This window comes from Micromonospora sp. NPDC048835 (genome assembly GCF_040649995.1).
Taxonomy (GTDB): domain Bacteria; phylum Actinomycetota; class Actinomycetes; order Mycobacteriales; family Micromonosporaceae; genus Micromonospora.
Map to the genome: position 1 here is coordinate 128,701 of NZ_JBEZGM010000002.1, position 26,954 is coordinate 155,654.

Consider the following 26,954-nt stretch of genomic DNA (forward strand, 5'->3'; position numbering starts at 1 on the left):
TCCTCGGCATGTGTTGCTCGAACCCTACTCGCCAGTAGGCTACGCCCATGACCGACAGGTGCGCGAGCTTCGTCCAATCGGCCGCCGGCCGCGCGCTGGTCAAGCGCCTCGGGCTGCCCGATCCGCCCCGACTGCGCCGACACCACCCCGGCGACCCGCTGCTGCCCGGCCCGGCCCTGCTCGGCGCGGCCACCGGCGGCCGGTTCGCCGAGCCGGTGGCCACGATCCTGACCACCGCCGGGGTCGAGCTGCGCGACACCGGCACCGTCGGCCCGCAGGACCGCTTCGGCGCCCTGGTGTACGACGCCAGCGGGATCACCGACTCGACCGAGCTGCGCCAGCTCTACGACTTCTTCCACCCGCAGGCCCGGGCCGTGCTGCCAGGCGGGCGGGTGATCGTGCTGGGCACCCCGCCGCCGGAGTGCGCGACGCCCCGCGAGGCGACCGCCCAGCGTGCCCTGGAAGGGCTGGTCCGCAGCATCGGCAAGGAGTTCGGCCGGGGCGCCACCGCGCAACTCGTCTACGTGACCCGGGCCGAGGACGGTGTCCTCACCAGCCTCGAATCGACGCTCCGGTTCCTGCTCTCCGGCCGGTCCGCGTACGTGTCGGGGCAGGTCATCCGGGTCGGCGGCGGCACGACGAGCGTGCCGGCCGACTGGGACCGCCCGCTGGACGGGCAGGTCGTGCTGGTCACCGGCGCCGCGCGGGGGATCGGTGCGGCGCTGGCGACGGTGCTCGCCCGCGACGGCGCGCGGGTGGTGGCCCTGGACGTCCCGGCCGCCGGTGACGCGCTCGCCGCGGTGGCGAACGAGATCGGTGGCAGCGCCGTCCAACTCGACCTGACCGCGCCGGACGCGCCGACCCGGCTCGCCGACCACCTGGCCAGCCGGCACGGCCGCGTCGACGTGGTGGTGCACAACGCCGGCATCACCCGGGACAAGACGCTCGGCCGGATGGACGCCGACCGGTGGGACCAGGTCATCGACGTCAACCTCTCCAGCCAGGAGCGGATCAACGACGTGCTGCTGGAGCGGGAGCTGGTCCCGGCCGGCGGGCGGATCATCTCGGTCTCCTCGATCGCCGGGATCGCCGGCAACCGGGGGCAGACCAACTACGCCACGAGCAAGGCCGGCGTGATCGGGCTCGTCGACTCGCTCGCGCCGGCCCTGCGGGAACGCGGGATCAGCGTCAACGCCGTGGCCCCCGGTTTCATCGAGACCCGGTTGACGGCGCGCATCCCGCTCGTCGTCCGCGAGGCGGGCCGGCGGATGAACAGCCTGGCCCAGGGCGGGTTGCCGGTGGATGTCGCTGAGACGATCGGTTGGCTGGCCTGGCCGGCCAGCGGCGCGGTGAGCGGAAACGTGGTCCGGGTCTGCGGCCAGAGCCTGCTGGGGGCGTGATGGGTACCCGTTCCCGGGTCGAACTGCCCCGGATGCCGGCGGCCGGGGCGCTGCACCGGCGGGCGTTGCTCGGCGCGCTACCGGGCCTCGGCGGTGGGCGACGCGGGCCCGACCTGCCGGCGGTCGAGGTGACGGTGGGCGGGGTGACCGTCGACCGGGCGCAGTTGGCCGACTACGACCGGGTCTGCGGGTTCCGGCTCAGCGATCGACTGCCCGCGACGTTTCCGCACGTCATGGGCTTTCCACTGGCGCTGCGTCTGATGACCGCGGCGGACTTTCCCATCCCGCTGCTCGGCCTGGTGCACGTCGGCAACCGGATCACCACGCACCGCCCGGTCACCGCCGACGACACCCTCGACTTCACGGCGTACGCGGAGAACCTGCGCCCGCACGACCGGGGGCGGCAGGTGGACGTGGTGCTCGTCGGCTCGGTCGACGGGGAGGAGGTGTGGCGCGGCGTCTCGACGTACCTCGGTCGGGAGCGCAGGACGGGCGGGGGCGATCGAGGCGTACGTCCCGCCGCGCCGCCGGCCACCGCCCGTTGGCGGGTGGAACCGAGCGTCGGTACGGCGTACGCGCGGGTCTCCGGCGACCACAACCCGATCCACACCTCCCGGGTGGGTGCACGGCTGTTCGGCTTCCGTCGGCCGATCGCGCACGGCATGTGGAGCAAGGCGCGCTGCCTGGCCGCGCTCGAGGCCCGCCTGCCGGACGCGTACACCGTCGAGGTCGCCTTCAAGCTGCCCGTGCCGCTGCCGAGCACGGTGAGCTTCGCGCTCCTGCCGGACGGCGGGTTCGCGGTGCACGACTCCCGGGGCCGACCACATCTAGCAGGTCTCGTGCGCTGAGCGCACCTGGCAGGTCTCGTGCGCTGAGGCGCATTCCGTACGCCTCTTGGCAGGCGTGCACTTCTGCGCTAAGTTGTTCTCACAGCGAGATGTTCTCAGAATGAGAGAGACGCGATGAACGAGCAGGAGTTCCTGGCCGCGTACGACCCCCGGGCCTACCCGTCGGTCGCCGTGACCGTCGACGTGGTGGCACTGACCATCCGGGACGGTGCACTGCACCTGCTGCTGATCCGGCGCGGCGAGGCACCCTTCGCCGGGCACTGGGCGCTGCCCGGGGGCTTCGTCCGCCCCGACGAGGACCTGACCGCCGGGGCCCGACGGGAGCTGGCCGAGGAGACCGGGCTCGGCGGCGAGGCGCTGCGTCGCGTACACCTGGAGCAGTTGGGCAGCTACGGCGCTCCCGACCGTGACCCGCGGATGCGGGTCGTCTCGATCGCCCACCTCGCGTTCGCCCCCGACCTGCCCGACCCGGCCGCCGGCAGCGACGCCGACGAGGCGATCTGGCTGCCGGTGACCGCGTTGACGAGCCGACAGCTCGCCTTCGACCACGGCCGGGTCATCGACGACGCGTTGGAGCGGGCCCGCTCCAAGCTGGAGTACACGCCGCTCGCCACCCGCTTCCTCGCCGCCGAGTTCACCATCGGCGAGCTGCGCGCCGTCTACGAGACGGTCTGGGGGCACCCGCTGCACGCCGGCAACTTCCACCGCAAGGTGCTCTCCGTGCCGGGTTTCGTGGAGAGCACCGGCACCAGCACCGAGCGCGGTGGCGCCCGGGGCGGTCCCCGCGCCCGGCTCTACCGGGCCGGCGACGCCCGCCTGCTGCACCCGGCGCTGCTGCGCCCGGCCCGCGAGGAGACGGTGCGGTGAGGGCGGCGGAGGCGATCGGCCTGGTCGCGGCCGCGCGCACCGACGCCGACCTGTTCGGCGCGGACCAGCCGGCCCGCCGCTACCGCGAGCTGGTCGCGGCCCTGCACCCCGACCGCCTGCCGGCCGACCCGGCCGTACGCGCCGAAGCCACCGAGGCGTTCATCCACGTCACCACCAGGTGGCGGGCCCGGCAGACCACGGTCCTCGGCGACTACCGGCTCGGCGCGCTGGCCCACTCCGGTGACCTGGCCGACCTCTACGACGTGGGCGACGACCGACTGCTCAAGCTGCCTCGGCGGCCCACCGACAACGACCTGATGACCCGGGAGGCGCACGCCCTGCGCACCATCGCCGAGCGCGGCGACCCGCGCTACCTGCCATACGTGCCCCGACTCGTCGACGAGTTCCGGCACCGCGACGCCACCACCGGCGCGGAACGGCGGATCAACGTGCTGGCCACCGCACCCGGCCTGCACGACCTCGACGAGGTGCGGCGCGCGTACCCGGACGGGCTGGACGCCCGGGACGTGGCCTGGATGTGGCGGCGGCTGCTGGTGGTGCTCGGCCTGGCCCACCGGGCGGGCGTGGTGCACGGCGCGGTCCTGCCGCGCCACGTGCTGATCGAGCCGGACGCCCACGGCGTGGTGCTCGTCGACTGGTGCTTCTCGGCCGCCGTCGGAGGCACCATCCCGGCGGTGGTGCCCGGCCACGGCTGGGACCCGGAGGAGGTCCTCACGAAGCAGCCCTGCGGGCCGGGCACCGACATCGCGATGGCCAGCCACCTCATGAGCTGGCTGATGGGCCCCCGAGCGCCCCGCGAGCTGCGCGCCTTCGCGCAGGGCTGCCGGCAACGGTCCCTCGCCGCCCGACCCGACGACGCCTGGCGGCTGCTGCGCGACCTCGACCAGGTGCTGGAACGCCTCTACGGGCCACGCACCTTCCGACCCTTCACCCTCACCCCCTAAGGAGCTGTCATGGGCAGTGGAATCTGGTCCACCGACGTGTACGACGCCGCCGACCGTTACCGCCGGTCCACCGGCAAGAGCGCCTTCTCCTACAGCGACAGCGGTGCCCGCACCGTGCACCCCGCGCTCGACCCCCGGGACGCGACCCGCGAGAGCCGCGACTCCGAAGAGCACCCCCACTCGACACCCGTCGCGGTGCTCTTCGACGTGACCGGCTCGATGCGCAACGTGCCGCGGGTCCTGCAGACCAAGCTGCCGCAACTGCTCGGGCTGCTGCAACGGCAGGGCTACGCGAGCGACCCGCAGATCATGTTCGGCGCGATCGGTGATGCCACCTGCGACCGGGTGCCGTTGCAGGTGGGCCAGTTCGAGTCGGACAACCGGATGGACGACGACCTCAGCCGGATCGTCCTGGAGGGGGGTGGCGGCGGGCAGATGAGCGAGTCGTACGAGCTGGCCATGTACTTCATGGCCCGGCACACCGTCACCGACAACTGGGAGAAGCGGGGCCGGCGCGGCTACCTGTTCATCATCGGCGACGAGCTGGCGTACCTCCGCGTGAAGGCCCGGGAGGTGGCCGGCCTGATCGGGGACGACCTCTCCGAGGACGTGCCGCTACGCCAGGTCGTCGACGAGGTGACCCGCCGCTGGGACACCTACTACCTGCTCCCCGCCGGCAGCCACTACGCCGGCAACGCGAAGGTGCTCGACTTCTGGCGGGACCTGCTCGGGCAGAACGCCGTCGTCCTCGACGACCTCGACGCGGTCTGCGAGACCATCGCGCTCACCATCGGCCTCGGCGAGCAGGCGATCGACCTGGACGAGGGCCTTCGTGACCTGGACCGGGCCGGCTCCACCGCCACCGGCACCGTGTCGAAGGCGCTGGCCCGCCTCGGCCGGGAACGGCGGGCCGAGGTGTCGACGCTGCCCGCCTTCACCGACACGGCCAGCGGGGTGACCCGGCTGTGAGGCACGTGGCGGTGGTCGACCTCGGGTACGGCGACGCCGGCAAGGGCACGGTGGTGGACTGGCTCTGCGCCACCCGTCCGGTGCACACGGTGGTCCGCTTCAACGGGGGCGCGCAGGCGGCGCACAACGTCGTGCTGCGCGACGGGCGGCACCACACGTTCGCGCAGTTCGGGGCCGGCACGTTCCATCCCGGTGTCGGTACGCACCTGTCCCGGCACGTGGTGGTGGACCCGTTGGCGCTCGCCGCCGAGGCCGACCACCTCGCCACGGTCGGGGTGCCCGACGCGCTCGACCGGCTGACCGTCGACGGGGACGCGCTGCTCGCCACCCCGTACCACCGGGCCGCCAACCGGGCCCGCGAGATCGCCCGGGGAGCCGACCGGCACGGCTCCTGCGGGCTGGGGGTGGGCGAGGCCGTCGCGTACGGTCTCGCCCACCCCGACGACGCGCCCCGGGTCGCCGACTGCCACCACCCGGCGCTGCTGCGCCGCCGGCTGACCACCCTGCGGGACCGGCTGACCGCCGAGTTGGGCCCGCTCGACGCGCCACCGATCGACGACTGCCTGCCCGCGTACACCGGGTTCGCCGGGCGGGTCGCCATCGTCGACGGGAGCTGGCTCGCCGGGGCGCTGCGGACCGGGACCTGCGTCTTCGAGGGCGCACAGGGGGTGCTGCTCGACGAGTGGCGCGGCTTCCACCCGTACACGACCTGGAGCACCACCACGTTCGCGAACGTCGACAGCCTGCTCGCCGAGGCGGGCAGGGCCGGCGAGGTGACCCGGATCGGGGTGCTCCGGCTGGTCACCACCCGGCACGGACCCGGCCCGCTGGTGACCGAGGACCCGGCGCTGCCCTTCGCCGACCCGCACAACCCGACGAACCCGTGGCAGGGCCGGTTCCGGTTCGGCCACTTCGACGCGGTCGCCCACCGGTACGCCCTCGCGGCGGCCGGCGGCGTCGACGGCCTGGCCCTCACCCACCTCGACCTGGCCGGCCCCGACCTGCGCATCTGCCGCCGCTACGACACCACCGACCGGCTCACTCCGGGCCCGCCCGGCGACCTGGACCGGCAGGCCGCGCTCACCGCCCGCCTGCTGCGCTCCCGCCCGGTGTACGACGACCCGCCGTCGGACTGGGCCGAGGCGGTGAGCACGGAGCTGGACGCACCTGTGGTGCTGACCTCGCACGGCCCCACCGCCGACGACAAGAGGACGCGCGGCCCGCTGCTCGCTCCGCCGGCCCTGGTGCACGCCGACTGACAACACCGGGGGATCTGGCGACTCGCCCACCGGGTAGGTCGCGCCCGGCAAGCATGGGGGAATGGACGCCCTGCTCGACCTCCTCCGTGGGACGGTCACGTCACCATGGGTCTATCTGGTGATCTTCGGGCTCACCGCGGTCGACGCGTTCTTCCCAGCGGTGCCGGGCGAGGCTGCCGTGATCACCGCCGGGGTGCTCGCGGCGAGCGACGGTCACCCCAGCCTGACCCTGGTGATCGTGAGCGCCGCCATCGGCGCGCTTGTCGGCGACCACGTCTCGTACGCCATCGGGCAGGGCGGGGGCGCCCGCCGACTGGCCCGCCTCCCCGACGGCAGCCGCCGGCGGGCCAGCTCCGAGTGGGCCCGCCGGGCGGTGGACCGGCGCGGCGGAATCATCCTGACCACCTCCCGGTACGTGCCGGGCGGACGGACCGCCGTCACCCTCACCATGGGCGCGGTGCGCTATCCCCGCCGGTCGTTCCTGCTGTACGACAGCATCGGCGCGACCACCTGGGCGCTGTACTGCGGGCTGCTCGGCTACTTCGGCGGGCTGGCCTTCGAACGTGACCCGGTGAAGGGCGTGCTCGTCGGGGTGGGGCTCTCGGTGGTCGTCACGTTCGGCCTGGAGGGGATCCGGTGGTTACGCCGCCAGGCGCACCGTCGCGCCGCCCGACGCTGACGGCCGGACCCGTCACAGCAGGTCGGCGTCGTGCACGATGATGGCCACCTGCACCCGGTTGCCCACGTGGAGTTTCGCAAGCGCCCGGCTGACGTGGGCCTTGACGGTGGCCTCGCTCATCGTCAACCGCCGAGCGATCTCGGCGTTGCCGTGCCCGCGCGCCACCTCCCGGACGATCGCCAACTCCCGCTCGGTCAACGGTGCGAGCCGCGCCCGAGCCGCGTCCCGGCGGCCCGGCCCGCGCTCGGCGAACGAGCTGATCAGACGCCGGGTCACCGTCGGGGCGAGCATCGCGTTTCCGGCGGCCACGGTGCGGACGGCCGCGGCCAACTCGCGGGGCGGGGTGTCCTTGAGCAGGAAGCCGACCGCGCCGGCCCGCAACGCCCGGTGCACGTACTCGTCGAGGTCGAAGGTGGTCAACATGATCACCTTCGGGCCGGCGGCGACCACCTCGGGCGCGACGGTCAGCCCGTCGACGCCCGGCATCCGCACGTCGAGCAGCACCACGTCGGGACGTAACCGCTGGGTCTGCTCCAACGCGCCGACGCCGTCCGCCGCCTCACCGACGACGGTGATGTCCTCCGCCGCCTCGAGGATCAGCCGCAGCCCGGCCCGGACCAACTGCTCGTCGTCGACCACCACCACCCGGATCACGCCGCGCCCGCAAGCGGAATCAGGGCCCGGACCAGGAAGCCGCCGTCCACCGGAGTCGCCTCCAACCGGCCGCCGAGCAGCTCCACCCGCTCCCGCAACCCGAGGATGCCCTGCCCGGCACCGGGCAGCGTCGGCCCGCCCTCGGACGGGCCGTTGCGGACCAGCACCTCCAACCCGTCGGGCAGGTAGCGCAGGCAGACGGTCGTCTCGGCGTCAGCCGCGTGCTTCCGTACGTTCGTCAGCGCCTCGCGGACCACCCGGTACGCGGTACGCCCCAGCGTCGCCGGTAGTGCCGTCGGCACGCCCTCGTCCCGCCGGGACACCCGCAGCCCGGCGGCCCGGGACTCCCCGATCAACTCGTCCAACGTGTCGAGCCCCCGCTCCGGCGTCACGGCCGGGTCGGCCTGGCGCAGCACGCCAAGCACCTCGCGCAGGTCGGTGAGCGCCTGCCGGCCGGTCGTCCGGATCAGCGCGGCGGCCTCGACGGTCGCCGGCTCCCCGGCGGTCACCTCCAGCGCACCGGCGTGCACCACCATCAGCGAGACCCGGTGTGCCACCACGTCGTGCATCTCCCGGGCGATCCGGGTCCGTTCCTCGGCGCGGACCCGGTCGGCGCGGGCCTCCTGCTCGCGTTCCAGCCGCTCGGCCCGGTCCCGCAGAGCGGCGAGCGCGTCCCGACGGGCCCGCACCCAGAGGCCGAAGACCAACGGAAGCCCGACCAGGCAGGCAGCGAGCAGCAGCACGTTGCCGCTCGACGCGGTGGTCATCCGGCGTACGCCGCCCACCGCCAGCCCGACCAGCACCCCGCCGCCCAGCACCCCGGCCGCACCGGCGAGGAACCCGGCGAGTTGGCGACCGCGCAGCCGCAGACCCGCCTGGTACGACGCCAGCACCCCGGCGGCCGCTGCGGCGAGCACCAACCAGCCGACCGCCGCGGCCAGGAACAACGGCCAACGACGGGTACGGACGGTGCCGGCCGCCCACGCCGAGCCCAGCGCGATCAGCAGCACGACCGCGCCCGGCAGCGGCGAGCGGACGCCGATGTCACCTGTGGCGCTGGCCCCGACCGCTGTCCCGACCGTGACGGCGAGCAGTAACGGGCCGTACCGCTTGACGACCCGCCGGAGGGCGACGGCACTGAAGGCCACCCGGCGAGCCTAGGGCTCGGCCGACGGATCAGGGCGCCCCGCCGCTCCGTACCCGGGTGAGGTGGGGGATGACCCCGACGCACGCTCCGGGCCGGACGCTACCTAAGTAGTGCCGCCCGCCTGACCACTGGCCGATGTCGGCAGCCACCGCCCCGACGAGCATCGGAATCATGGATCTGCTCGACCTGCTGCACGACACGATGTCCTCGCCCTGGGTGTACCTGGCGATCTTCGGGATCGCGGTGCTCGACGGCTTCTTCCCGGTGGTGCCGAGCGAGACGGCGGTGATCACCGCGGGGGTGTTCGCGGCCTCCGGGGCGCCGTACCTGCCGGCGGTGATCCTGGTGGCCGCCGCCGGGGCGCTCGTCGGCGACCACATCTCGTACGCCATCGGACGCGGCGGTGGCACCCGGCTGCTCGACCGGCTGCCGCCCGAGGGTCGACGTCGGGCCGCCATCGACCGGGCCCGCCGGGGGATCGCCACCCGGGGTGGTCTGATCCTCACCGTGGCCCGCTACGTTCCGGGCGGCCGTACCGCAGTCACCCTCACCATGGGTGCGGTGGGTTATCCCCGGCGACGGTTCCTGGCCTTCGACGCGCTTGCCGCCGGCTCCTGGGGGCTCTACTCGGCGCTTGTCGGCTACCTCGGTGGGCTGGCCTTCGAGCAGGACCCGCTCCGTGGTCTCCTGCTCGGTCTGGGTCTCGCCCTGACGGTGACCGTGGTCGTCGAGATGGTCCGCTGGCTCCGGGGACGAGGGCGTGCGGCGCGGGCTGCCCAGCCGGGCATCGATGCCGTCTCCGCCGGGACCGTCAGTCGGACGGCGGACACCAGGTGACGCCGTGCAGGAGTTGGGCGGCACCGAGCCAGGCCACGTTCATCATCCGGGTGGCCGTCTTCTCCGGGTCGGCGTCCGGGTGGTCCGCGAGCCAGTCGGCAAGTGACTCGGTCGCGCCGACCAGGGCGTACGCGACGACCTCCAGGTCGAGGGCGGCGATCTCGCGGCCCTCGGCGCGCAGCGCGTGGTCGAGCATCCCGGCGACCACCTCGATCAGCCGGGTCCGCATGGTGGCCAGCTCGCCGGCGAACGGCTGCTCGCCCCGGGCCTGCCGGTAGAGCACCGCCCAGCCGTCCCGGTAGGCCCCGACGAAGCCGAAGAACGCCCGCAGCCCGCGCCAGAGCCGCTCGTCGGCCGGCAGGTCGGGGGCCGCCGCCCCGGCGATGGCCTGCATCATCCGGGTGCCCTCCCGGTGCAGGCAGGCGACGAAGAGCTCCTCCTTCGTGCCGAGGTACGCGTACACCATGGGTTTGGAGATGCCGGCGTCCTCCGCGATCTCGTCCATGCCCGCGGCGTGGAAGCCGCGCCGGGAGAAGACCTTGACGGCCGCGTCGAGCATCTGCTGTTCGCGGACGGCGCGCGGCAGGCGCTTGAAGGCGGGGGCGCTGGACACCTTGCGAGCATACCTACTCGTGCGTAGGGTTACGCGCGAGTAGCCAAATCTTCCGGAAGGCGCACCTGATGACTGACTTCGACCCGGCCACCTTCGCCAACGTCGGCCCCAAGGAGTTCGCCCAGCTGGTCAAGTCCACCCCGGACGACAAGATCGCCCAGGTGATGTCCGGTGACTCGCGCGACAAGATCCTGGGCGAGGTGTTCGGCCGGATGCCATCGCTGTTCCGCGCCGACCGGGCCGGCGCCACCAACGCGGTCATCCACTGGGTCATCACCGGCCGCCCCGACGGTGGCAGCGACACCTACGAGGTGGTCATCGCCGACGGCACCTGCGTGGTGAACGAGCCCCCGCAGCACGACCCGAAGCTGAGCCTCACCATGGGCCCGGTCGAGTTCCTGAAGATCGTCTCCGGTGGCGCCAACCCGGTGATGATGTTCATGACCGGCAAGCTGAAGGCCAAGGGCGACCTCGGCCTCGCCGCAAACATCGCCAACCTGTTCGACATCCCCAAGGCCTGACATGGCCGAGTTCTCGCTCGACCTGAACGAGGAACAGCGGGACCTCCGCGACTGGGTGCACGGCTTCGCCGCCGAGGTCGTGCGCCCGGCCGCCGCCGAGTGGGACGAGCGCGAGGACACGCCGTGGCCGGTGATCCAGGAAGCCGCCAAGGTCGGTCTCTACGGCTTCGAGTTCCTCGCCACCTGCTGGGCCGACCCGACCGGGCTCTCCCTGCCGATCGCCAGCGAGGAGCTCTTCTGGGGTGACGCCGGCATCGGCATGAGCATCTTCGGCACCTCGCTCGCCGTCGCCGCCATCTACGGCGCCGGCACCCCGGACCAGATGGTCGAGTGGGTGCCGCAGTGCTTCGGCGACGTCGACTCGCCGACCGTCGCCGCCTTCTGCACGAGCGAGCCGGAAGCCGGCTCCGACGTCAGCGCGATGCGCACCCGGGCCGTCTACGACGAGGCCAACGACGAGTGGGTGCTCACCGGCCAGAAGGCGTACGCCACGAACGGCGGCATCGCCGGAGTGCACGTGGTCACCGCCTCCGTCGACCCCGCGCTCGGCTCCCGAGGCCAGGCGGCGTTCGTCGTACCACCCGGCACGCCCGGCCTGGCCGCCACCCGCAAGCTGCGCAAACTCGGCCTCCGCGCGTCGCACACCGCCGACGTCTTCCTCGACGGGGTACGCGTACCCGGCCGCTGCCTGCTCGGCGGCAAGGACTCGCTGGACGAGCGGTTGGCCCGCGCCCGCTCCGGACAGCGGGCCAGCGGGCAGGCCGCCATGCGCACCTTCGAGCTGTCCCGACCCACTGTCGGCGCGCAGGCGCTCGGCGTGGCCCGGGCCGCCTACGAGTACGCGCTCGACTACGCGAAGGACCGGGTCCAGTTCGGACGCCCGATCATCGAGAACCAGGCGGTCGCCTTCGCGCTCGCCGACATGCGGACGGAGATCGACGCGGCGCGGCTCCTGGTCTGGCGAGCCTCCTGGATGGGCCGCAACAACCGCCCGTTCACCGCTGGCGAAGGGTCGATGTCCAAGCTCAAGGCCAGCGAGGTGGCGGTGTCGGTCACCGAGAAGGCGGTGCAACTACTCGGTGGTGCCGGCTTCCTGCGTGACCACCCGGTCGAGCGCTGGTACCGGGACGCCAAGATCTACACCATCTTCGAGGGCACGTCGGAGATCCAACGACTCGTCATCTCCAGGGCGATCTCCGGGATGCAGATCCGCTGACCGCCGTCGGCTCGACCCCTCCGCAACGGGTCGGGCCGACGGCGGCCCGGATTCCACGATCTGTGCCGTCTTCGTCACCCCGTGCCGAGGCGAACTGGGCCTTCAGCCGCACCCAGTGCATGATCAAGGAAAGAAGCCCTGATGGACGGGGATCCGCCGCCCCGTCCGCGCACCGCCCTAGGAGGTCTGCGGCATGGACCTGCCGTTCATGGTTGCCACCCTGACCCGTCGCGGGCTGCTCACTCCAGGCAGTCCGGTCCGGGTCGCCTCGCAGCTCAACGCGTTGCGGACGTGGGGGTGGAGCCTGGCAGGCGAGCTACGCCAGGCGGCCGCCCGGGACCCGGGACGCCCCGCCGTGATCGATGAGAACGGCGTCGAGCTGACCTACCACGACCTGCTGGACCGGGCCGAACGGATGGCCCGCTCGATGCGGGCCGGGCTCGGCGTGCAGGCCGGCGACCGGATCGGCGTACTCTGCCGCAACCACCACGGACTGATCGAGACGATCGTCGCCGCCACGCTGCTCGGCGTCGACGCGGTGCTCGTCAACACCGGGCTCAGCGCCGCCCAACTGGGCACCGTCGCCGAGGAACAGCGGCTGCGGCTCCTGGTGCACGACGACGAGTTCGCCGAGCGGGTCCTCGGCCTCCCCGCCGAACTGCCCCGGCTCGACGAACGCGCCCGCGAGGAACTGGTGGCCGGGGCACTGCCGGGTGACCTGCACCCGCCGGAGCGCGACGGCCGGATCATCGTGCTCACCTCCGGCACCACCGGCACGCCCAAGGGCGCCCGCCGGCCGACGCCGAGCGGCTTCGGCCCGTTGGTCTCCATCATCGACCGCATCCCCCTGCACGCCCGGGACCGGGTGATGATCGCCGCGCCGATCTTCCACACCTGGGGACTCGCCGCCCTCCAGGTCTGCCTGGCGCTGCGCGCCACAATCGTGCTGCACCGTCGCTTCGACCCGAGCGCCACCCTCACCGCCCTGACCGCGCAGCGCTGCGGCGCACTCTTCGCCGTACCGGTGATGCTGCAGCGGCTGCTGGAGGTGCCCCCACCGGAACCACGGCCGTCGCTCACCGTCGTCGCGGTCAGCGGCTCCGCCCTGCCCGGCGGCCTGGCCCCGAAGTTCATGGACGTCTACGGAGACGTCCTCTACAACCTCTACGGGTCCACCGAGGTGTCCTGGGCCTCCATCGCCGGCCCGCAGGACCTGCGGCACGCGCCCACCACCGCGGGCCGTCCACCGCGCGGCACCAGGCTGGAACTGCTCGACGACGGCGGCCAGCCCGTGCCGGAGGGACGGGTCGGGCGGATCTTCGTCGGCAACGAGATGCTCTTCGAGGGCTACACCTCCGGTGCCAGCCGGGAAACCCGCGACGGCCTGCTCGACACCGGCGACCTCGGCCGGCTCAACGCCGACGGACTGCTCTTCGTCGACGGTCGCGCCGACGACATGATCGTCTCCGGCGGCGAGAACGTCTTCCCGTCCGAGGTGGAAGACCTGCTCGCACAGTTGCCGCAGGTCCGCGAGGCGGCCGTGATCGGCGTACCCGACCCCGAGTACGGCCAGCGCCTGTCCGCGTTCCTCGCCCTGCACCCCGGCGAGACGCTCGACCCCGAGGCGGTACGCGAGTACGTCCGACACTTCCTGGCCCGGTTCAGCGTCCCCCGGGATGTGATCTTCGTGAAGTACCTGCCCCGCAACGCCACCGGCAAGGTGCTCGCCCGCGAACTACGCCGCTACTACGGCTGACCTCGTCCACGGATAGCGGGTCAGGCCGGGCTGTCCATGGCGGAGGTGGGCGAGGGTTGCCCGGCTTCAGCGGGGAATCGTGATGTGACCCTCGACAGCCACTGCGGCGATGTCGGTACGGTGCTGCGAACCCGCCAACTCCACCCCGTCGACAAGCACGTACGCGGCATCCCGCGCGGCGGCCAGATCGGCGCCGGTGGCCGTACCGCAGAGGACCCGGCCGCCGGCGGAGAGCAACGCGCCGTCGTCGGCCCGGCGGGCGGTGCCCGCGTGGATGATGCCCGGACCCTCCGCACCGGTGATCACGTCACCGGTGCGCGGCGCGGCCGGGTAGCCCGACGAGGCGAGCACCACGGTCACGGCGCTGCCGTCCCGCCACCGCAGCGGCGGATGCTCGGCCAACGTGCCGGTGGCCGCCGCGTGCAGCAGCCCGCCCAGCGGAGTCTCCAGCAGCGCGAGCACCACCTGGGTCTCCGGGTCACCGAAGCGGGCGTTGAACTCGATCACCCGAGGGCCGGCGGCCGTGATCGCGAGCCCGACGTAGAGCAGCCCGGCGAACGGGGTGCCCCGGCGACGCATCTCCGCGAGCGTCGGGTGCACCACGTCGCGCATCACGTCGTCGACCAGGTCGGGCGGGGTCCAGGCCAGCGGCGCGTACGCGCCCATGCCGCCGGTGTTCGGCCCGCTGTCGCCGTCACCGAGCCGTTTGAAGTCCTGCGCCGGCAGCAGCGGCAGCGCCGCCTCACCGTCGGTGACCACGAAGAGGCTGACCTCCGGGCCGTCGAGGAACTCCTCGACCACGACCCGTCCACACTCGCCGGCGTGCGCCAACGCGGCGGACCTGTCGTCGGTCACCACCACGCCCTTGCCGGCGGCGAGCCCGTCGTCCTTCACCACGTACGGTGCGCCGAACTCGTCGAGCGCCCGAGCCGTGCTCTCCTCGTCCGTGCAGACGTACGCCCTGGCGGTCGGCACGCCGGCGGCGGTCATCACGTCCTTGGCGAACGCCTTGGAGCCCTCCAACTGCGCGGCCGCACCGGACGGACCGAACACGGCGATGCCCTTGGCGCGTACCGCGTCGGCGACCCCGGCGACCAACGGTGCCTCGGGCCCGATCACCACCAGGTCAGCAGCCGTCTCGACGGCCAACGCCGCCACCGCGGCCGGATCCGTCGGAGTCACCGACCGCAGCTCAGCCACGCTCGCGATCCCCGGATTGCCCGGTGCCGCGACAACCGCGGAAACCCCCGGATCGCCGACCAGCCCGAGCGCGAGCGCATGCTCCCGCCCGCCACCACCCACCAAAAGAACCCGCACGCCCGAGATCCTACTGCCCCCACCACCCCCACCCAGCCCCCTCCCAACCCCCACCCACCCCCACCGACCCCCACCCACCCCACCCCCCACCCATCGGCGTTGATCAAGAGGTTTGCGTCAGAATCCCTCCCCGATCTGACGCAAACCTCTTGATCACCTGCGCTGGGCGGCTGCGATCGCCTGCCGAACGGTGTGCGGGATGTATGCCGGGTGCAAGGTGTCCTGCCAGGTGAAGCGGAGAATGGTCCAGCCGGCGTTGACCAGGCGATTCTGCCGGCGACGGTCGGCGAAGACGGCCTCCGGCGCACCATGGGCGTCTCGGCCGTCTGCCTCCGCGATGACCCTCGGGCCGCGCCAGCCCAGGTCGCCGATGCCGAGCAGACAGCCGTCGTCGTCGCGTACCTCCAACTGCAGCGTGTCGGGTGGGACCCGGCCGTCCACGCACCGCAGTCGGCTACGCGTCTCCAGTGGCGACTGCGCCCGCCCGTCCACCTCTGACAAGTAGGCGCGTGCCGCGACCGCACCCCGCCGCCCGCGGATGAGGCTCGGGATCACCATCAGTTGGGCCGGATCGATGCGCCGTCGATTGAGCGCCGAGTCCAGGACCGAGACCGCTGGGTAACGATCAACCAGGAGAACGACGTCCGAGACGGTGCGCAGCGGAGAGGTCGCACGAATGCCCGCGACCTCGACGATGTCACCGGGATCAACCGTGATCTGGTGCACGGTCAGCCACGGCACCGGGACGCGCTGATGCCTCGGTCGATCCGCCGGTACCGAGACGTGGACTTGGGCAGTCCGCCCGAGGCCCGCAATGCTGTGCAGTTCCAGAGCGGTGTCCAGAACAACGAAGGCCCCTGGACCAAGGCTCACGACCGCAGCGCGGATCCGCGCCCGTCGTAGCGTCGAATCACTCAACTCCGCGTCCGGCACGAAGCAGCCGCGCAGAAGCCGCTGCCACCTGCCGGACCGGCAGAGCTGTCGGACCTCATCCCTGGTCAGGCCGGCACGCAACGCCTGAGCGAGGGTGACCATCCCGTCCTGCCCGGCCGCGACGTCACGAAGAAGCTGGTGTGGTCCCACACCAACACCCTGCCCACCCACCCCATCCCACCGAAGCCCCTGTGGACAACCCACGGATCCCTGTGGATAACCCCGCCCCTCCCCCCTCCCCCGCCCTAACCCCTCCCCCTCCCCCCTCCCCTCCCCCTCCCCCCGCCCCTCGGCGATCAAGAGGTTTGCGTCAGATCCAGGCCGGATTTTGACGCAAACCTCTTGATCAACCGGGGAAGGCGGGAAGGCGGGAAGGCGCGCCGGGGGAGGCGGGAGGGGAGGGGGAGGGGAGGGGGCTGTTAGGGGAGGAGGGGGTGGATGTGGACGTTTTCTTCTCGGCCTGGGCCTACGCCTACGACGCTGACCCGGGTGTTGCAGAGTTCCTCGACGCGCGCGATGTAGCGGCGGGCGTTCTCCGGGAGGTCCTCGATGGTGCGGGCCTTGGTGATGTCCTCCCACCAACCGTCGAGTTCCTCGAAGACGGGCGTGGCGTGGTGGAAGTCCGTCTGGCTCATCGGCATGTCGTCGACCCGGACGCCGTTGATCTCGTAGCCGACGCAGATCGGCACCTTGGGCAGGCCGGTCAGCACGTCCAGCTTGGTGATGACCAGGTCGGTGACGCCGTTGAGCCGGCAGGCGTACCGGGCCACGACCGCGTCGAACCACCCGCACCGCCGCTCCCGCCCGGTGGTGGTGCCGTACTCCGCGCCGATCTTGCGCAGGTGGTCACCGTTGGCGTCGAACAGCTCGGTCGGGAACGGCCCGGCGCCGACCCGGGTGGTGTACGCCTTGCTCACCGCGATGACCTTGTTGATCGCGGTCGGCGGGATGCCCGCGCCCACGCACGCGCCACCGGCGGTCGGGTTGGACGAGGTCACGAAGGGGTAGGTGCCGTGGTCCATGTCGAGCATGGTGGCCTGGGCGCCCTCCAGCAGCACCGTCTCGCCCCGGTCCAGGGCGTCCCAGAGCATCGCCCGGGTCTCCGCGATGTACGGCTTGAGCCGCTCCGCGTACTCCAGGTACTCCTCGACGGTGGCCTCGAGGTCGATCGCCTTGCGGTTGTAGACCTTGAACAGGATCTGGTTCTTCTCGCGCAGGGCGAGTTCCAGCTTCTTGCGCAGGATGCCCGGGTCGAGCAGGTCCTGGAGGCGGATGCCGATCCGGGCGACCTTGTCGCCGTACGCCGGGCCGATGCCACGGCCGGTAGTGCCGATCCGGGACGAGCCGAGGTAGCGCTCGATGACCCGGTCCAGCGCCCGGTGGTGCGGCATGATCAGGTGCGCGTCACCGGAGATGCGCAGCCGGGACACGTCGACGCCGCGCTCGGCGAGGCCGTCGATCTCGGCGAGCAGCACCTTCGGGTCGACGACCACACCGTTGCCGATGACGATCATCGCGTCCGGTGAGAGCGCGCCGGACGGCATCAGGTGCAGCGCGTACTTCTGGCCGTCCGGGGTGATCACCGTGTGTCCGGCGTTGTTGCCGCCGGAGTAGCGCACGACGTAGTCGACCCGCTCACCCAGCAGGTCGGTAACCTTGCCCTTGCCCTCGTCGCCCCACTGAGCGCCGAGGAGCACGATCGCTGGCATCTCTTCCGCCTCCAGAAGGCTCGGGTGCCAGGTGGCGACCGCTCGGCGAGCCCGGGGTGTCAGGTTAACAAGTAGTGACGGCGCGGCCGGCAGGGGTCGCGTCGAGAGGCAGGAGGCTCCTTCCGTGTACGACGTGGTGCTGCTCACCCTCGGTTCGGAGCGGGACGCTCCCGGGGGCTGTGGCAGCGGCGGGGCCTGCTGCGGCGGCGCGAACGGGACCGACACCGGCCAGGCCGACGCCGGCCAGTCCAGCACCGACCAGACCAGCACCGACCAGGCCGACGCCGACCAGACCAGCACCGACCAGGCCGACGCCGGAAAGGCCAACCAGACCGAAACCGGCGAGACCAGCGAGGATCGGGCCGACGCCCTGAGGGCCAGCGACCAGGCCGACACCGGGCAGTGCGCCACGGAGCGGCCACGGGTGCCCGTGCTGGCCTGCGCCGATGCCCTGACCGCCCGGGGCGCCCGGGTGGAGATGGTCACCGCCCGTTCCGACGCGGAGATCGACGCGGTGTTGGCCCGGCTGGACGGCCCGGCCCGTCCGGACGGCCTCACCTGGCCGGACCAGGACAGCAAGACCCGGCTGGTCGTCGCCACGGCCAGCGACGGGCAGTTGCGCGCCGTGCTGCGCCGGCTGGTCCGGCGGTACGCCCCGGCGCCGAGCAAGCGCCCCGCGGACCTGCCCGGCAACCGGACCCTGCCCGACCTGCCGCCGGTGGCCGTACTCCCGCTCGACCCGGCTCGTGGCGGCACCCACCGGGACCTGGCCGCGCAGCTCGGGCTGCCCCGCGACCCGGCGGCGGTGGCCGCCGCGGTGCTGGACGGCACGCCGCGCCGACTGGACCTGCTGCGCAACGACGGCGGCTCGGTGACCCTGGACGGCGCGCTCCTCGGCGCCGCCGACGACACCGGCCGGCCGCTGCACTGGCGCGCCCGGGTGGAGGTCGACGACACCATTCTCAGCGACGGTACGGAACCGCTGCTGGCCTGCGCGGTCGGCAACGCCGGCGGCTACGCGACGCTGAACGACGTGACCCTGCTGAGCGGGCCGGACCCGGCCGACGGCCAGGTCGAGGTCGCGGTGGCAGTGCCGGTGGTCGTCCGCTCGGCGTGGGGGCGCAAGCGGGTACGCCTCGAAGTTCGGCGGGCCCGTGGGCGGGCGGTGTCGGTGCTGCCCCGCGAGGGCAAGGTGCCGTACCTCGACGATGGTGTCGAGAGCGAGCTGACCCGCAAGCGGTCCTGGTGGATCGAGCCGGGTGCCTGGGCGGTCTGGTCGAACTGACCTCGACGCATCGACCGGCCGACCTGCCTGCGCCGATCAGCCCTGCTGGGTGAATGGGCCTATCCTCGCAGGAGGACTGGGGAGGGCCGTAATGGACGAGAACGCCGACCGGGCGCAGGTGCCCGGCCAGCAGCCGGTGCCGGAGCGGGACGTCGAACCACTCTGGCCGCCGGAGCCGGGCGACCGGGGCGCGGTGCCGCCCTGGGCTGCCGTCGCCGAGCAGCGGGGTGGGCCGCCGGCGGTCACGCCACCTGTCACACCACCGGTGGCGGCGCCGCCGACCGGGCGACCGCCGGTCCCTGGTCAGCCGGGCGCTGCGGCCCAGGCACCGCCCTCGCCGTCGGACTACCCGTCGCTCACCGGCGCCGTCCCCGCGCCTGGCGGGTGGGGGGCCAACGGGCCGTCCGGCACCGGGTCGGGTTGGGCGCCGGCACAGCCGAGTTGGCCACCACCGACCGACCCGGCCGTGGCGTCACCGCCGCCCGCGCCGCCGACGAGCGGTGCTCGACCGACGACGCCGGCAACCGGCCCCGGCAGCAACGGTGGGCCGGTTGGCGCAAGCGCCCCCGCCGCGCTGACACCGCACATCACCGCCACGCCGGGTGACGGCCGCCCCGCCGTGAGCGGCGCGGCCGGTGCCGCAGCCGACGTGGCAGGCAAGGCTGGCGCAGCGCCGCAGGCGCAGCCCGGCGACCGGGGTTCGACGCCCGCGGTGCCGAACACCCCGGGCGGGGTGGACCTGGACCTGCCGTTCACCCTGGATCGCCCCACTGCCGCTGTGGACCGCCCCGCCACGTTCGCAGTCACCGACCAGTCGGCCGCAGCTACCGACCGGCCCATCCCGGCCACCACCGCGTCCGCCGCCGGTCCGGGCGTCACCGAGCCCCCGACGGTCGCCGGCACCCCGCCGGCAGCCTCCCCGGCCGCAGGCTCCGTGGCGGCGACCGGGCCGGCACCGCAGACTGGCGGACCGGCAGCGCAGGCCGGTGGACCAGCACCGCAGACCGCTGAATCGGCAGCGCAGGCTGGTGGACCGGCAGCGCAGGCTGGTGGACCGGCAGCGCAGGCCGGTGGGTCCGGCGACGACGGGTCGGCCGACGGGTCGGCGCGGCCGATCGCCGAGTCGCCGTGGGCGTATCCGCCGCAACGCCCGGCCGGAGCAGCGCCCGCTCAGGACGTGGCCGGCGCCACGCCTCCGATTCCGCCGCCGCCCGTCATCCCACCCGTCGGTCCCGCGCAGGCGCACTCCGGGCCGTCGTCCACCCCGACGATCCCGGGCCAGGTCGGCCCGGCGCAGATTCCGCCGCCGCCCGACCTGACGCAGTTCAGCACCCCGCCGCAGAGCCCTCCAGCGGCGCAGCACGCCCCTCCGCAGGCCGGGTCGGCGACCCCACCGCCGGGGCCGTTCCCGCCCTCACCGGGTTGGTACCCGCCACCCTGGCAGCAGGGCTCGCCCGGTGGCACTCCCGGGCAGGCGTACCAGGAGGCCGACGGGGTCACCCGGATGCCGGCCCCCGCCTACCCGGACGCGGCGGCGTACCCGGACGCGAGCTGGACGCCGGAGGAGACCGCCGCGCCGACCGCCGAGGACTTCGCCCGACGCCGCCAGGTCCGGCCCGCCGACCCGGTGGCGACGATGGGCGTACGCGCGGTGGTCAACAAAATGGGCCTGCTCCGGCTCTCACCGGGGCGGCACGAGCAGGAGCTCAAGCGGGACATCGAGATGGTGCGTCGCAACTTCGGCGGCCTGCGGCAGGTGACTGTCGTCAACCCGAAGGGCGGCGCCGGTAAGACGGTGGCCATCCTGTTGCTCGCGATGACCTTCGGTCAGAAGCGCGGCGGCTACGTGCTGGCCTGGGACAACAACGAGACCCAGGGCACCCTCGGGATGCGGGCCCAACAGGACTTCCACTCCCGCACGGTGCGGGACATGCTGCGTGACCTCGGGCAGTTCCAGGGCGCACACGGCCGGGTCGGCGACCTGTCGCAGTACGTCCGCTCGCAGGGCGAGGGGATGTTCGACGTCCTGGCCTCGGACGAGTCGGCCACCGGGGGCGAGATGTTGACCGCCGCCGCGTTCGCCGAAATCCGTGAGGTGGTCAGCCGGTTCTACAAGTTGATCTTCGTGGACACCGGGAACAACGTCCGGGCGCAGAACTGGCAGGCGTCGATGGACGCCACCGACCAGTTGGTGGTCACCATGTCGGCCCGTAACGACTCGGCCGAGACCGCCGCCCGGATGCTCGACCACCTGGAGCAGAGCGGGCGGCAACGGCTGGTCCGTCAGGCCGTCACGGTGGTGTCGATGCCGCCGTCGCGCAAGGAGATCGACCTGCCGGCCATCCAGGAGCACTTCGCGGCCCGCACCCGGGCGGTGCTGCTGGCCCCGTACGAGCGGCTCATCGACAGTGGCGAGCCGATCCGGTACGGCGGGCTCTCCTCGGCCACCCGGGACGCCTGGCTGAAGATCGCCGCCGCGGTAGCCGAGGGGCTGTGACCCGACGACGGCCGGCCCGGTGTCGGGCCGGCCGTCGGGGGTCGGGTCAGTTGCTGGCGAGCGCGTCCGCCGCCTCCGGGTCGCAGTCGCGCAGGAACTGGGCACAGCGGGCCGCCTCGTCGGCCTCGCCGATCTCGTCGGCAGCCCGGGACAGCACGTACAGGCAGCGGAGGAAGCCACGGTTGGGTTCGTGTGACCACGGCACCGGGCCGTGCCCCTTCCACCCGCTGCGCCGAAGCTGGTCGAGGCCCCGGTGGTAGCCGGTGCGGGCGTACGCGTACGCCGTCACCACCTGGCCCTGCGCGAACGCCCGCGCCGCCAGCTCCGCCCAGGCCGCGCTGTAGGTCGGGAAGCCGGCCGCCACGTTGGCGTACGCCTCGTCGGTGCCGGCCTCGGCGGCGGCGGCCAGGGCGGCGTCGGCCTCGTCGTTCACGGGCAGGCGGGTGGCCGGTGGCTCTGGCAAAAGGTTCTGCATCGCCCCATTCAACCCGCTGGACAGGGCGACACGCGAGCGGGTCGGCCGACGTGTTCCGCTGAACGGCTGAGGAGTTGGTCACGCCTGCGGCCTATGCCGGAGCCTGGTGTTTTCCACTACAACTAATGGTCCGGAGCCTCCCCAGGAACCGGTTACGCAGGAGCCCGGTGGCCACGACCACCGGGCTCCTGTCGGTTCCACCCCGGGCCCGAGGTTTGGCCGGCCCCGTCGGACGGGCAGGATGGCCCGGTGCCGACTCCACCTCCCGCGGACGTCATCGAGCCGCACCTGCACGCCGGTGAGATCCAGACCCGGGCCGAGTTCGATCAGCAGTTGGCCACCGGCCGGCTGACCGGGCTGACCGTGCAGGGCCTGCGGCTCGACCTGGCGCCGGTGCCCGACCTGACCGGCGTCGACGTCGCCGGCACCCTCTTCGTCGGTTGCCGGTTCGCGTCCCGGGACGTCGGCGCCGATCTGGTCCGGCGCGGCGCGAACGTGGTGCCGCCGTTCTCCGGGTTGCCGTACCCGACCCAGCCGACGCACCTCTACACCCCTGACGACCTGGCCGCCGGGTTCGCCGAGGGCGGGTTCACCGGGATGTACGACACCCGGGTGTACGACCACTACCGGGCGCACGGCGGCGCGTTGCCGGACGTCAAGGAGGCGCTGGGTCAGCGGCTGCACGACCACGGCGTGGACAACGCGCTCGCCGACGCCACCCGGGTCTGGCTGGCCGCGTACGGGCCGCAGTCGGTGGTGGGCATCATGGGTGGCCACGCGGTGCGGCGCGGCAGCCCCGCGTACCGGATGGCTGCCGTGCTGGGTTGGGAGCTGGCGCGGGCCGACCGGCTGGTGGTGACCGGCGGCGGCCCGGGTGTGATGGAGGCCGCGAACCTCGGCGCCTACCTGGCGGACCGCCCGGCGACCGACGTGACGGCCGCGATCGACCTGCTGGCCACCGCCCCCGACTTCACCGATCACCAGCGGTACACGGCCACGGCGCTGACGGTCCGGCAGCGGTACGCGGGGATACCCCGGCAGCGTGGCGACGAGTTGGGCTGGGCGCGTGCGGGTGGTCTGGCCATCCCGACCTGGTTGTACGGGCACGAGCCGGCGAACCTGTTCGCCGGGCGGATCGCGAAGTACTTCTCGAACGCGATCCGGGAGGACACCATCCTGCGCCTCGCCCGGGGCGGCATCGTCTTCGCGCCGGGGCGGGCGGGCACGGTGCAGGAGGTGTTCCAGGCGGCCACCAAGACCTACTACGGCACCGACGGCGCCAGCGGGGCGTACATCTTCCTGGACCGCGCCTACTGGACCCAGGAGTTGCCGGTGGAGGCGCTGCTGCGCCCGCTGCTGGCCGCGTCCCCGTTCGGTGACCTGGCGGCGACGATCCACCTGACCGACGACGTGCGGGAGGCCGTACGCCTGTTGACCGCCTGACGACGAACGGCCGGCCCCCGTGCGGGGTGCCGGCCGTTGGTGGTCCGTCGTTACTTGGTCATCGTGGTGCCGGTCGAGCGCAGGTGCTCGCAGGCCTCGACGACGCGGGCGGCCAGGCCGGCCTCGGCGGCCTTGCCCCAGGCGCGCGGGTCGTACTGCTTCTTGTTGCCGACCTCGCCGTCGATCTTCAGCACACCGTCGTAGTTGCGGAGCATGTGGTCCGCGACGGGGCGGGTGAAGGCGTACTGGGTGTCGGTGTCGATGTTCATCTTCACCACGCCGTAGTCCAGAGCCTCGCGGATCTCGCTGAGCAGGGAGCCCGAGCCGCCGTGGAAGACCAGGCTGAGCGGCTTGTCCTTGCCGTACTTGGCGCCGACCGCCTCCTGGATCTGGTTGAGGATCTCCGGACGCAGCTTGACGTTGCCCGGCTTGTAGACGCCGTGCACGTTGCCGAAGGTCAGCGCCGCCATGTAGCGGCCCTTCTCGCCGAGGCCGAGCGCCTCGACCATGGCCAGGCCGTCGTCGGTGGTGGTGTAGAGCTTGTCGTTGATGGCGTTCTCGACGCCGTCCTCCTCGCCACCGACGACGCCGACCTCGATCTCGAGGACGATCTTGGCCTTGGCGGCCTCGTCGAGGAGCTGCGCGGCGATCTGCAGGTTCTCCGCGACCGGCACGGCCGAGCCGTCCCACATGTGCGACTGGTACAGCGGCTCCTCGCCGCGCTTCACCCGCTCCTGCGAGATGCCCATCAGCGGACGGACGAACTTGTCCAGCTTGTCCTTCGGGCAGTGGTCGGTGTGCAGCGCGATGTTGACCGAGTACTTCTTGGCCACCTCGTGCGCGTACGCGGCGAACGCCACCGCGCCGGTGACCATGTCCTTGATCGAGGGACCCGACAGGTATTCGGCGCCACCGGTGGAGACCTGGATGATGCCGTCGCTCTCCGCGTCGGCGAAGCCCTTGAGCGCCGCGTTCAGCGTCTGGGAGGAGGTCACGTTGATCGCGGGGTACGCGAACCGGCCGGCCTTGGCGCGGTCCAGCATCTCCGCGTAAGCCTCGGGGGAAGCGATGGGCATGTGATGCGCTCCTTACTTACCACTCTCGGCCGTGCTGGCCGCTGTTCTTCATGTGTGCGCCGGACCGCGCTGTCCTCCGTGGGAAGTATCCCGTAGGTGAGAGGCACCGGAACAACCGACCCGGTGCCAGCCGTTCACCGGCGGTCCAGCCTGTCCGGCACGATGACGCTGATCAGCCAGGTCACCACGGTCATCACGATCGCTCCCCAGAACGCCGGCCAGAATCCGTCCACCTGGAACGGCAGGTCGAGCCCGCGGGCGATCCGGTCGGTGAGCAGGAACAGCAACGCGTTGACCACAAGCGCGAACAGCCCCAGGGTCAGCAGGTAGAACACACAGCCGACGACCCGGATCACCGGCTTCAGCACCGCGTTGATCACGCCGAAGATCAGCGCCACCACGATCAGGGTGAGGACGGTGTTGCCGCCCGAGCGGCCGTGCACGTCGACCCCGGGCACGATCAGCGTGGTTATCCACAACGCGACCGCGGTGATCGCCAGTCTGATGAGGAAGCCCACGGCACCATCCTGGCACCGGGTCGCGTCGCCGAGGGCTGATTCCGCCTACTCCACCTCCGGGCAGAGCGCCCCTTCAGCCCGTACGGTGTGTGCAACCGTGCCCCGAGACCCCGGGAGGGACGATGGGTCAGCCCGACGAGGACTTCACCCCCGGCGACCACCTGGCGCCGAACGAACGCGACCCCGAGGCGAACCCGGCGGACGCGGTCGAGCAGGCCACTGTCGCCGGCCCCGCCGACGTCGACAGTGAGCCGCACCGCGGCCTGGAGGTCGGCGACTGGGACGCGATGGAGCAGGCCCGGGTGGTCACCGGGGACGAGGACGACTACCGCTGATCCCGCCGCCGGGCCGGCTGCCCGTCGCGTCGAGAGCCCCCACGGGAGAACCCATGCTCAAGCACTCGCTCCGCTGGCTGACCGGGCTCGGCGCTGCCGGCGCGTTGGTCGCCGCCTCCGCCACCCCCGCCGTCGCCGCAGTCGCCGTCGAGCCCTACTTCCAGGACGCCACCCTGGCCGTCGGCGCGACCCCGACGACCCGTGCCCTGTCGCTGTACGCCGACGAGCCCACGGTCCTCACCGACGTTTCCGTGCGATACGACTACCGCTCGCTTGCCGACACGATCACCATCGCCCCGGCCAACGGCCAGAAGTGCACCGCCCCGGAGCCGGGCGTTCTCGTCTGCGAGGAGCCCGACGAGATCGTCCTGCACGAGGTGGCGCCGCTCGGCAGCGGCATCTACCGCAACGGGGCAAAGCAGGTCACCATCGCCGCCACCGACGATGCGCAGCTCGGCGACTCCGGCGACGTCGCGGTCAGCTTCCAGGCAGCCGGCGGGCGGCGCGGGAGCTACACCTCGCAGGTGCGGGTCGGTGCGGGGGTCGACCTGGCCGGCGGGCCGTTCACCACTGTCTCCTCGAAGCCGGGTGGGGCGTTCACGGTGCCGCTGGCCGTGGCAAACGTCGGTGACGAGACCGTCACCGGGTTCGTCGCCGTCTTCGACCTCCCCTACTCGATCCGGACCAGGGACCGGTTCAGCAACTGCCGCTACTCCGACGACCGTCTGGTCTCCTGCCAGTTCGACGAGGAGATCCCGGTGGGCACCGGGCTCGTCGCCACGCTGAACCTCGAACTCGCCAAGGACACCTACGCGCCCACCAACCAGTCCGGCTACGCCCAGTTCATGACGGTGGCCGACTTCGAGGACCTGAGCCGGGTGCGGGCGGCCGTCGGCGCACGCACGCCCACCCCCGGCAGCGGCCCGAGACTGACTCTGACCGAGGCACCCGGCAGGATGCGTCAGGCCGACCAGACCGACGTCCGGCCGGGCAACGACCACACCGGGTGGACCATCAAGGCCACCGGCACCAACGGCACCGACCTCGCGGCGGTCGGCGCCACGCTCAAGGGCGGGGCCGGCGCGGTCGTCACGGCGACCGTCGGCTTCAGGAACAACGGCCCGGCGACGCTCGACCGGACCAACGAGGACTACGAGGCCGCCACCCACACCGGCGTCGAGCTGCCGCCGGGCACGACCGCCGTCGACGTCCCCGACACGTGCCAGGTGCGGCAGGGCACCCGCAGTTACCTGTGCGCCTCGGAGATGCTCCTGGTGGCCGGGCAGACCTACACCGTGACGTTCCGGCTGCGCATCGACAAGGTCATCCCCAACGCCCGGGGTGCGGTGCGGGTCAACGCGCCGTGCGAGTGCCCCGCCGGCGGCGGCTTCCGGGACGACACCAGACCGGCAAACGACAGCGCCACCATCGTGGTGAACGTGGCCCAGGGTGGCAGCGGCGGAGGCGACGGCGGCGGTGGCAATGGCGGCGACGGTGGCGATGACGGTGGTTCGCTGCCCATCACCGGCACCCCCACCGGCACGATCGCCGGCATCGGCTTCCTGCTGCTCGTCAGCGGCGTGGCCAGCTACCTGCTCGCCCGACCCCGCACCACCCGCCTCGACGCCTGACCCG

General features: G+C 72.7%; 25 protein-coding genes and 1 pseudogene. 16 read left to right on the forward strand and 10 right to left on the reverse strand.

Annotation, left to right across the window (positions count from 1 at the left end):
* Positions 1–47: 47 nt before the first annotated feature.
* From AB0C15_RS03045 to AB0C15_RS03075, 7 genes are all read left to right on the forward strand, one after another.
* Positions 48–1,400: a 3-oxoacyl-ACP reductase gene (locus AB0C15_RS03045; protein ID WP_357348105.1), complete on the forward strand. Its 1,353-nt coding sequence runs from the start codon at positions 48–50 to the stop codon at positions 1,398–1,400.
* Positions 1,400–2,248, forward strand: a complete 849-nt coding sequence (locus AB0C15_RS03050) for a MaoC/PaaZ C-terminal domain-containing protein (protein ID WP_357348107.1) — start codon at positions 1,400–1,402, stop codon at positions 2,246–2,248. The genes AB0C15_RS03045 and AB0C15_RS03050 overlap by 1 nt, the downstream gene beginning before the upstream one ends.
* A 114-nt stretch (positions 2,249–2,362) precedes the next feature.
* Positions 2,363–3,115, forward strand: a complete 753-nt coding sequence (locus AB0C15_RS03055; RefSeq protein WP_357348109.1) for an NUDIX domain-containing protein — start codon at positions 2,363–2,365, stop codon at positions 3,113–3,115.
* Positions 3,112–4,080 (forward strand): serine/threonine protein kinase, encoded by a 969-nt coding sequence (locus AB0C15_RS03060; protein ID WP_357348111.1) that lies wholly within the window; start codon positions 3,112–3,114, stop codon positions 4,078–4,080. The genes AB0C15_RS03055 and AB0C15_RS03060 overlap by 4 nt, the downstream gene beginning before the upstream one ends.
* Before the next feature lie 9 nt (positions 4,081–4,089).
* Positions 4,090–5,049, forward strand: coding sequence for a hypothetical protein (locus AB0C15_RS03065; RefSeq protein ID WP_357348113.1), 960 nt, complete (start codon positions 4,090–4,092; stop codon positions 5,047–5,049).
* Positions 5,046–6,308, forward strand: coding sequence for an adenylosuccinate synthetase (locus AB0C15_RS03070; protein ID WP_357348114.1), 1,263 nt, complete (start codon positions 5,046–5,048; stop codon positions 6,306–6,308). The genes AB0C15_RS03065 and AB0C15_RS03070 overlap by 4 nt, the downstream gene beginning before the upstream one ends.
* 61 nt (positions 6,309–6,369) lie before the next feature.
* On the forward strand, positions 6,370–6,987 hold the full coding sequence (locus AB0C15_RS03075) for a DedA family protein (RefSeq protein WP_357348116.1): 618 nt from the start codon (positions 6,370–6,372) through the stop codon (positions 6,985–6,987).
* 12 nt (positions 6,988–6,999) lie between these two features.
* On the opposite strand, the gene AB0C15_RS03080 is transcribed toward AB0C15_RS03075, so the two are convergent.
* Both AB0C15_RS03080 and AB0C15_RS03085 read right to left on the reverse strand, forming a co-directional pair.
* Positions 7,000–7,641: a response regulator transcription factor gene (locus AB0C15_RS03080; protein WP_357348118.1), complete on the reverse strand. Its 642-nt coding sequence runs from the start codon at positions 7,639–7,641 to the stop codon at positions 7,000–7,002.
* On the reverse strand, positions 7,638–8,789 hold the full coding sequence (locus tag AB0C15_RS03085; protein WP_357348120.1) for a histidine kinase: 1,152 nt from the start codon (positions 8,787–8,789) through the stop codon (positions 7,638–7,640). The genes AB0C15_RS03080 and AB0C15_RS03085 overlap by 4 nt, the downstream gene beginning before the upstream one ends.
* Before the next feature lie 167 nt (positions 8,790–8,956).
* On the opposite strand from AB0C15_RS03085, the gene AB0C15_RS03090 reads away from it, so the two are divergent.
* A complete protein-coding gene (locus tag AB0C15_RS03090; RefSeq protein ID WP_357348670.1) occupies positions 8,957–9,625 on the forward strand; it encodes a DedA family protein in 669 nt (222 codons plus the stop codon).
* Here AB0C15_RS03090 and AB0C15_RS03095 read toward each other — a convergent pair.
* Positions 9,600–10,238 carry a TetR/AcrR family transcriptional regulator gene (locus AB0C15_RS03095; protein ID WP_357348122.1) on the reverse strand — a complete coding sequence of 213 codons (639 nt, stop codon included), beginning with the start codon at positions 10,236–10,238 and terminating at the stop codon, positions 9,600–9,602. The two genes, AB0C15_RS03090 and AB0C15_RS03095, sit on opposite strands and share 26 nt — an antisense overlap.
* A gap of 68 nt (positions 10,239–10,306) precedes the next feature.
* On the opposite strand from AB0C15_RS03095, the gene AB0C15_RS03100 reads away from it, so the two are divergent.
* From AB0C15_RS03100 to AB0C15_RS03110, 3 genes are all read left to right on the forward strand, one after another.
* Positions 10,307–10,759, forward strand: coding sequence for an SCP2 sterol-binding domain-containing protein (locus tag AB0C15_RS03100; RefSeq protein ID WP_357348124.1), 453 nt, complete (start codon positions 10,307–10,309; stop codon positions 10,757–10,759).
* A gap of 1 nt (position 10,760) precedes the next feature.
* Positions 10,761–11,975, forward strand: coding sequence for an acyl-CoA dehydrogenase family protein (locus AB0C15_RS03105; RefSeq protein ID WP_357348126.1), 1,215 nt, complete (start codon positions 10,761–10,763; stop codon positions 11,973–11,975).
* Positions 11,976–12,168: 193 nt separating this feature from the next.
* Positions 12,169–13,731: an AMP-binding protein gene (locus tag AB0C15_RS03110; RefSeq protein ID WP_357348128.1), complete on the forward strand. Its 1,563-nt coding sequence runs from the start codon at positions 12,169–12,171 to the stop codon at positions 13,729–13,731.
* Positions 13,732–13,797: 66 nt separating this feature from the next.
* On the opposite strand, the gene purD is transcribed toward AB0C15_RS03110, so the two are convergent.
* The 4 genes and pseudogenes from purD to AB0C15_RS03130 form a co-directional block, all read right to left on the reverse strand.
* Positions 13,798–15,048, reverse strand: coding sequence for a phosphoribosylamine--glycine ligase (purD, locus tag AB0C15_RS03115; protein ID WP_357348130.1), 1,251 nt, complete (start codon positions 15,046–15,048; stop codon positions 13,798–13,800).
* 153 nt (positions 15,049–15,201) lie between these two features.
* Positions 15,202–15,981: a hypothetical protein gene (locus AB0C15_RS03120; protein WP_357348672.1), complete on the reverse strand. Its 780-nt coding sequence runs from the start codon at positions 15,979–15,981 to the stop codon at positions 15,202–15,204.
* A gap of 12 nt (positions 15,982–15,993) precedes the next feature.
* Positions 15,994–16,185, reverse strand: a pseudogene (locus AB0C15_RS03125) (type IV toxin-antitoxin system AbiEi family antitoxin domain-containing protein); the annotation flags it as partial.
* Positions 16,186–16,400: 215 nt separating this feature from the next.
* Positions 16,401–17,690 carry an adenylosuccinate synthase gene (locus AB0C15_RS03130; RefSeq protein ID WP_357348132.1) on the reverse strand — a complete coding sequence of 430 codons (1,290 nt, stop codon included), beginning with the start codon at positions 17,688–17,690 and terminating at the stop codon, positions 16,401–16,403.
* A gap of 124 nt (positions 17,691–17,814) precedes the next feature.
* Between AB0C15_RS03130 and AB0C15_RS03135 the strand changes: the two genes are divergently transcribed.
* Positions 17,815–18,975: a diacylglycerol kinase family protein gene (locus AB0C15_RS03135; RefSeq protein ID WP_357348134.1), complete on the forward strand. Its 1,161-nt coding sequence runs from the start codon at positions 17,815–17,817 to the stop codon at positions 18,973–18,975.
* Positions 18,976–19,066: 91 nt separating this feature from the next.
* Positions 19,067–21,472, forward strand: a complete 2,406-nt coding sequence (locus AB0C15_RS03140; protein WP_357348136.1) for a chromosome partitioning protein — start codon at positions 19,067–19,069, stop codon at positions 21,470–21,472.
* Between the two features lie 46 nt (positions 21,473–21,518).
* Here AB0C15_RS03140 and AB0C15_RS03145 read toward each other — a convergent pair whose 3' ends face one another.
* Positions 21,519–21,947: a DUF3151 domain-containing protein gene (locus AB0C15_RS03145; protein WP_238685276.1), complete on the reverse strand. Its 429-nt coding sequence runs from the start codon at positions 21,945–21,947 to the stop codon at positions 21,519–21,521.
* A gap of 249 nt (positions 21,948–22,196) precedes the next feature.
* Between AB0C15_RS03145 and AB0C15_RS03150 the strand changes: the two genes are divergently transcribed.
* Positions 22,197–23,390, forward strand: coding sequence for a hypothetical protein (locus AB0C15_RS03150; protein ID WP_357348138.1), 1,194 nt, complete (start codon positions 22,197–22,199; stop codon positions 23,388–23,390).
* A 50-nt stretch (positions 23,391–23,440) separates the two neighbouring features.
* Here the strand turns inward: AB0C15_RS03150 and fbaA are convergent, their stop codons facing one another.
* Positions 23,441–24,466: a class II fructose-bisphosphate aldolase gene (fbaA, locus tag AB0C15_RS03155; RefSeq protein ID WP_357348140.1), complete on the reverse strand. Its 1,026-nt coding sequence runs from the start codon at positions 24,464–24,466 to the stop codon at positions 23,441–23,443.
* Positions 24,467–24,600: 134 nt separating this feature from the next.
* Positions 24,601–24,984, reverse strand: a complete 384-nt coding sequence (locus tag AB0C15_RS03160) for a phage holin family protein (RefSeq protein ID WP_357348142.1) — start codon at positions 24,982–24,984, stop codon at positions 24,601–24,603.
* 122 nt (positions 24,985–25,106) lie between these two features.
* Between AB0C15_RS03160 and AB0C15_RS03165 the strand changes: the two genes are divergently transcribed.
* Both AB0C15_RS03165 and AB0C15_RS03170 read left to right on the forward strand, forming a co-directional pair.
* Positions 25,107–25,319, forward strand: a complete 213-nt coding sequence (locus AB0C15_RS03165) for a hypothetical protein (RefSeq protein WP_357348144.1) — start codon at positions 25,107–25,109, stop codon at positions 25,317–25,319.
* A gap of 53 nt (positions 25,320–25,372) precedes the next feature.
* A complete protein-coding gene (locus AB0C15_RS03170; RefSeq protein ID WP_357348146.1) occupies positions 25,373–26,950 on the forward strand; it encodes an LPXTG cell wall anchor domain-containing protein in 1,578 nt (525 codons plus the stop codon).
* Positions 26,951–26,954 lie beyond the last annotated feature (4 nt).